Here is a 5,685-nt window from a genome sequence, read left to right on the forward strand (position 1 = left end):
TGCGATCATGTCATTCAGGATATCCGCCTCGGTACGGTCCGGGTAGAGCTCTGCCAGAGCCGCAATCCGGGCAGCATCTTCCAGCGGTAACCTCAGATTGTAATCATGAGTCCGGTCCTGCGTTGTCTTCGCCTTCTCCCAGTGGCCCGGAAGGTCAGTCACTTTCATGGTATCTCCTTGCGCTTGAGTCAAAACATCCTTGCGGATGAGACGTGAGGTGTTTATTAGTATTCTAACACCCTAGGGTATTCGTCAACTGAACAAGGATTCAACTGTGGCAGAACTTCACCCGGAACTGAGAGAAAACGTCCGCCTGCTCGGCGAGCTGCTCGGTGAAAACATCCGGCAGTATCCAGGCGAAGAGATCTATCAGCTGATCGAGGAAATCCGCGCGGCGGCCAAGGCAGACCGGCGCCAGGAAAGTGGCTCCGGCCAGCGCCTGGTCAGTTTGCTGAGCAATTTGCGGGACGATCAGATGCTGCCGGTCACCCGGGCTTTCAATCAGTTTCTCAATCTGGCCAATCTGGCGGAGCAGTACCACGGTGTACGCCGCAAACGGGACCACGAGTCGGACCTGATGGTGGAGTCACTGGCGGATGTTTTCGAACGGTTGAAATCCGCTGGCGTGGCTCCGCAAGAGATTCATCGCAAGGTTTCCGATTTACGGATCGAGTTCGTGCTGACGGCGCACCCTACGGAAGTGGCGCGACGGACCCTGATCATGAAATACGATGAGATATCCGGCTGCCTCGCCGGTCTGGATCATGACGACCTGTTACCGCCAGAGCGGGATGAGATCATGGACCGGTTGCGGCAACTGGTGGCAGAGGCCTGGCACACCGACGAAATACGCCATGAGCGACCGACCGCCGTGGACGAGGCGAAGTGGGGCTTTGCGGTCATCGAAAACAGCCTGTGGCAGGCACTGCCACGGTTTCTCCGAGGTCTGGACCATGCCCTGACCGGGGCGACCGGTGACGGACTGCCACTGGCAGCCACACCGATACGGATTGCCTCCTGGATGGGTGGTGACCGGGACGGTAATCCGAACGTGACCCACAAGGTAACCCGCTCGGTCTTTCTGCTGGGCCGCTGGATGGCAGCAGATCTTTACCTGCGCGATGTGCAGGCTCTGCGCTCGGAGCTGTCCATGTGGCAGGCGAGCGATGAGTTGAGGGCCGAAGCCGGCGAGTGCCGGGAGCCCTACCGGGAAATTCTGGGCCGCCTGCGTGAGGCGCTGATCCGGACCCGTGACTGGGCGGAAGCCATGATCAATGACGAGCCTGCGGATAACAAGGGCATCCTTTTTGAGAATGAGGACCTGACCGGGCCTCTCGAGTTGTGTTATCGATCGCTGATCGACTGTGGCCTCGAGACCATCGCCAACGGCCCGCTGCTGGATACCATACGGCGGGCCCACACCTTTGGCCTGCCGCTGATCCGGCTGGATATCCGCCAGGAGGCAAGTCGCCATGCCGAAGCCGTGGCAGAAATGGTGGACTACCTCGGCGAAGGGAATTATCTGGAGTGGCCTGAAGCCCGGCGTCAGGACTTTCTGTTGCGGGAGTTGCAGGGTCGGCGGCCATTGGTGCCACGGGACTGGCAACCTTCGGAGCCGGTTCGGGAAGTGCTGGCTACCTGCGAAGTAGTGGCTGGGCAGACGCCCGAAGCCCTGGGTTCCTATGTCATTTCCATGGCCAGCAAACCGTCGGATGTGCTCAGCGTGATCCTGCTGCTGCGGGAAGCCGGCATGAAATACCCGTTACGGATCGTGCCGCTGTTTGAAACCCTGGATGACCTGCGGGGTGCGCCGGCCAGCATGGAAGCGCTCTATAAGGTGGACTGGTACCGCCAGTATTGCGGAGACCAGCAGGAAGTGATGATCGGCTATTCCGATTCCTCCAAGGACGCCGGCCAGATGATGGCAGCCTGGGCCCAGTATCAGGCTCAGGAACAGCTGACCGAGGTTGCCAGCCGCTTCGGGGTGCACCTGACGTTGTTTCACGGCCGCGGTGGCACCGTTGGTCGCGGCGGCGGCCCGGCCAACCGGGCGATTCTGTCGCAACCCCCGGGATCGGTGAACGGCAGCTTCCGGATTACCGAACAGGGTGAAATGATCCGCTTCAAGTTTGGTCTGCCACGACTGGCGGAACAGAGTCTGACGCTTTACACCACGGCAGTGGTGGAGGCGACCCTGGCCCCGCCACCGGCCCCGGATCCGGAATGGCGGGCGGTCATGGACTGGCTCACCGAGCGTTCACTCAAGGCTTATCGTGATGTGGTGCGGGAGAGTCCGGACTTTGTGCCCTATTTCCGCCAGGCCACACCGGAACAGGCGCTTGGCAAGCTGGCTTTGGGCAGCCGTCCGGCCAAGCGCAAGGCCAGCGGTGGCGTGGAAAGCCTGCGTGCCATTCCGTGGATTTTTGCCTGGACCCAGATGCGCCTGATGTTGCCCAGCTGGCTGGGTAGCGATGTGGCACTGGCCGACGCAGAAAAAGCCGGGAAAATGCCCGTGCTGCAGGACATGAGGCAGAACTGGCCATTTTTCCGCACGTACATCGATATGTTGGAGATGGTGCTGGCCAAGGCCGATCTGCGGATTGCCAGCTATTACGACCAGACCCTGGTGGAACCGGGCCTGCAACATCTGGGCGCCTCTCTCAGAGAGCGCCTGAGCGAATGTATAGAACAGGTCAAGGCACTAAAGAACCAGCAAGTGTTGCTGGAAGACGAACCGGTTTTTGCCCAATCCATGAAAGTAAGGAGCCCCTACACCGATCCGTTGCATTATCTGCAGGCGGAACTGCTGCGACGTGACCGGGAGGCGGAGGCCAATATCAGTGTCGAAGGCGCTGATGCCGAAGTCGTGCCCGTACCGGAACTGCTGGAACAGGCCCTCAAGGTGACTATGGCAGGTATTGCCGCTGGCATGCGCAACACCGGGTGAGCCGGGCTGAGGTTGGCGGGGGTGTCCGCAAAAGCGTCGAATGGCGCACGATCCGGATGCCTGGGCCGGGTCGCAGGCTCCACAAGTTGTGCTGCTGTGGTAATCTGTGTGCCTGATTTGCGGTAACATTCGCGTTGCAACTGAACACCACCAAGTACGATGACGATCAAGGAGCAGTCTGTGGCACTGGCCGCCAAAGTGGAGCAGTTCCTGAACCGCAAGGGTGTAAGCTATGACCTGCTGCCGGTGACCAACCAGGCGGGTAGCAGCTTTGATTCCGCAGTTATGGCCCGTGGCGGTGCCGTGGGCAGCGTAATCCGCTGCACTGCAATGATCGACCTCAAGGGGGTCATCCTGGTGGTTCACCCCTATGACAGTTCGCCGGACGCTGACGCCATCGAGCGCCATACCGGGCGCCGGTTTCAGCCCCTGACCGCCGCACAGACCAACCGCCTGTTTGCGGATTGCCTGCCGGGGTTCGTGCCACCGTTCGGTGCCGCCTACGGCGTACCGGTACTGGTGGAACAGGCGTTACTGGAAGAGAATGCACTGATCATGGCCTGCGGTGGTGCCGGTGCGCTTATGGTTCTGAGTGGCCGTAACTTCCGTCTCGGTATGGCCGGCTGCGACCGCGGCACTGTTACCCTGCGTCAGGGCGGCCACCAGCCTGCCAGTGGTATTACCCTTGAGGAAATCGCCGAGAAACTGCAGAAGCTGTATCGGTTGCCGCCGATGCCAGCCCTCGCTCTGCGGATTCTTCGTCTGACCGGTGATTCGGACGCCTCGGTCAGGGAGCTGGCTGAACTTATCGAATTTGATCCGAGCCTTACTGCGCAGGTTATCCGTTATGCCCGTTCTGCCCTTTTTAACTACCCTGGGCAGGTGGAATCCGTGCACGAAGCGGTCACCCGGGTGCTGGGATTCGACCGGGTTGCCCATATCGCCGTTGGTATTGCCTCAGTCAGGGCCTTTGATATTCCCCGCCAGGGAGTACTCGGTATGGATCAGTTCTGGCGCCACTCACTGTATACTGCGTTTCTGACCCAGCGCATGGCGCCCCATTGTGATGCCGATCCCGGTCTTGCCTACCTGTGTGGCCTGCTGCATAACTTCGGCTTGCTGCTGGTGGGGCATCTGTTCCCGGCCGAGTTTGCTGAACTGAACCGCCTTCGGGAAGCAAACCCCGAGGCCAGCATGCGGGCCCTCGAAGATCAGGTTTTTGGCAACCACGACAGTCAGCAACTGCTGACTGTGGGCCACGGCGTGATCGGCGGCATCCTGCACAAGCTGTGGGAACTGCCGGGCGCGGTTGTCAAAGCAGCCGGTATGCACCAGCAGCTTCACTATCAGGGGGATCACCGGGTCTACGTTGTGCTGGTTCAGCTGGCCAACGGCTTGCTGAAAGAGATCGGGGTAGGCGACGAATTCAACCCGGACGATCTCCAGCAGCTGGCTGCGGAGGCCGGTATTGATCCTGCGCAGCTTGATGAATTCCGCAAGGATATGGCTGAGGTAGCAGAAGACCTCGACAGCCTGGCCTATTCACTGGCATCCTGACCCGCTGTTTTTCGTCGTCTTGGACCTCAGGCCGGGTATCTGAAGCTCTACGACTCACGTCGACTTTCTCTTCTGGGGCCGAGTTCGTATAATGCGGGCTTTTCCCTGACCATCAGTTCTGTTTCGGGTCTCCGGAGAAATCCCAGAGGTTGTCGCAAAGCCACTGTCGCTTCTCGCAGACGGGCTGCTTCGCAACAACCTTTAATCGATAACTAGAAAACACGGGAGCACAACGTATGCGAATTATCATGTTGGGGGCGCCGGGTGCCGGCAAGGGGACCCAGGCTCAGTTCATCACGGAACGATTCGGTATTCCCCAGATCTCCACGGGTGACATGCTGCGTGCAGCCGTCAAATCCGGCTCCGAACTGGGTCAGAGAGTGAAAACGGTCATGGAAACCGGGGCACTGGTGTCTGACGACATTATCATCGCCCTGATCGAAGACCGGGTGAAGAAGCCCGATTGCGCCAATGGCTATCTTCTGGACGGGTTTCCGCGCACCATTCCGCAGGCCGAGGCGTTGAAAGATCAGGGCATCGTCATCGATTACGTAGTCGAAATTGCGGTAGATGACGAAGAAATTGTTCACCGCCTGTCCGGACGTCGGGTCCACGAAGCCAGTGGCCGCATTTATCACACCAAGTACGATCCACCCAAGGTGGATGGTAAAGATGATGAAACCGGTGACACCCTGGTTCAGCGAGAGGATGACAAGGAAGCCACGGTTCGTAAGCGTCTTGACATCTACCATGCCCAGACCGAACCGCTGATCGGCTATTACCGCGAGTGGTACGACAAGGATCCTGAAGCTGCTCCCAGATACGTCCGGGTTGAAGGGGTTGGCTCCCTTTCCGATATTCGTGAGCAGATCCTGTCCAGGCTGGGCTGATGGCGCTCCTGTGAACCTGCTTGCCATTGATACGTCCGCCGATGCCTGCTCCGTTGCCCTGCTTTGCGGGGATCAGCTCAGCGGGCATTGTCGTGTCGAGCCCCGCGGCCACACCCGGCTGATCATGCCGATGATCCGTCAGCTTCTGGCCGAGCAGCGTATCGCAGTAGACGAACTGACCGTGCTGGCCTTTGCTGCAGGCCCGGGTTCGTTTACTGGTCTGCGTATCGCAACGGGGACTATCCAGGGCCTGGCCTGGGGGCTGGATATACCGGAGATCGGAAGAGCGTC

At 59.7% G+C, this 5,685-nt stretch carries 4 protein-coding genes; all 4 read left to right on the forward strand.

What is annotated here, in order from left to right; all coding sequences use genetic code 11:
- The first annotated feature begins 274 nt into the window (after window positions 1-274).
- Window positions 275-2,947 carry a phosphoenolpyruvate carboxylase gene (gene ppc, locus AAC035_RS18000; protein WP_339806475.1) on the forward strand — a complete coding sequence of 891 codons (2,673 nt, stop codon included), beginning with the start codon at window positions 275-277 and terminating at the stop codon, window positions 2,945-2,947.
- Window positions 2,948-3,127: 180 nt separating this feature from the next.
- A complete protein-coding gene (locus AAC035_RS18005) occupies window positions 3,128-4,504 on the forward strand; it encodes an HDOD domain-containing protein (RefSeq protein ID WP_339806476.1) in 1,377 nt (458 codons plus the stop codon).
- Between the two features lie 236 nt (window positions 4,505-4,740).
- On the forward strand, window positions 4,741-5,394 hold the full coding sequence (gene adk / locus AAC035_RS18010; RefSeq protein ID WP_339806477.1) for an adenylate kinase: 654 nt from the start codon (window positions 4,741-4,743) through the stop codon (window positions 5,392-5,394).
- A gap of 10 nt (window positions 5,395-5,404) precedes the next feature.
- Window positions 5,405-5,685 (forward strand): tRNA (adenosine(37)-N6)-threonylcarbamoyltransferase complex dimerization subunit type 1 TsaB (gene tsaB / locus AAC035_RS18015; RefSeq protein WP_339806478.1); only part of this gene is annotated, 281 nt, incomplete at its 3' end.

The organism is uncultured Marinobacter sp. (assembly GCF_963974375.1).
GTDB lineage: Bacteria > Pseudomonadota > Gammaproteobacteria > Pseudomonadales > Oleiphilaceae > Marinobacter.